Here is a 1,283-nt window from a genome sequence, read left to right on the forward strand (position 1 = left end):
GGGCGGGCAGGTGTCGGGAGGAACAGCACCAGGGCCAGGAGGGCCGGGACCGGGAGCGGGGCCGGGGCGCAGTGAGGGCGAGTTGGACCCCGAGGCGGGTCCTGTCCCCCGGTTCGCCGCCGCGTTGCGCGCGTTGCGCGAGTCCGCGGGGAAGCCCACGTACCGGGTGATGGCTCAGCGCGCGCGGTACGGGGTGACCGCGCTGTCGCAGGCGGCGGCCGGGAAGCAACTGCCCACCCGCGCGGTGACGCTCGCCTACGTCAAGGCGTGCGGCGGCGACGTGATCGAGTGGGAGCGGCGCTGGCGCGAGGCGTCGGCCGAGGTGGCCGCCGAGGGCAACGGCGACGGGGCCTCCCGACCGCCCTATCGCGGTCTCACCCGTTTCGAACCGGGTGACGCCGAACTGTTCTTCGGCCGCGACCGGCTCGTGGAACGGCTGGTCGAGCTGAACGGCAAGCACCGTTTCACCGCCGTTTTCGGCCCCTCCGGCAGCGGCAAGTCCTCACTGTTGCGCGCCGGCCTGATCCCTCGGCTGCGCACTCCGCGTGACGGCGAGGGGGCCGGCGACCGTGAGTCCATCCCCGCGGCCGTACGGATCCTCACACCCGGCGCGGACCCGCTGCGCACGCACGCCGAGCGGCTCGTGCCGGTACCCGGCACCGACGCCGACACCTGGCTGATCGTCGACCAGTTCGAGGAGTTGTACACCCTCGGTGCCGACCCGGCCGAGCGGGACACGTTCATCGACCGCCTCGTCGCCGCCGCCGACGCCGACAGCCGTCTCCGCGTCGTCATCGCGGTGCGAGCCGACTTCCTCGGCAGGTGCGCAGAACACCCCGGGCTGACCGCGGCGTTGCAGGACGCCACGCTGCTCGCCGGGCCGATGACCCGCGCCGAGCTGCGGGAGGCCATCGTCCGCCCGGCCACCGCGTACGGGCTGATCGTCGAACGCTCCCTCACCGACCGTCTCCTGGACGAGGTCGAGGACGCCCCGGGCGGACTGCCCATGATGTCGCACGCGCTGCTGGAGACCTGGCGCCACCGCAGCGGCCGTGCCCTGACCGAGACCGCGTACGAGGCGGCGGGCGGGCTGCACGGCGCCGTCGTCCGCACCGCCGAGCAGGTCTACTGCGAACTCAGCGCCGCTCAGGCCGAGCTGGCCCGCCGTATTCTCCTCCGCCTCGTCACGCCGGGACGCGAGTCCCCTCTGCTCGTGGACGGCCCTGGGCAGGCGGGCGACCCGCGGCAGGAGGGCGGCCGGGGGTCGCCCGCCTGCCCAGGGC

The 1,283-nt window shown here is 74.6% G+C and carries 1 protein-coding gene; it reads left to right on the forward strand.

What is annotated here, in order from left to right; all coding sequences use genetic code 11:
• Positions 1 to 82 precede the first annotated feature (82 nt).
• Positions 83 to 1,283: helix-turn-helix domain-containing protein (locus AB8Z75_RS34730; RefSeq protein ID WP_369209093.1), on the forward strand; the 1,201-nt coding region annotated here is incomplete at its 3' end.

The sequence above is a fragment of the Streptomyces sp. PU-14G genome, assembly GCF_041028275.1.
Taxonomy (GTDB): domain Bacteria; phylum Actinomycetota; class Actinomycetes; order Streptomycetales; family Streptomycetaceae; genus Streptomyces.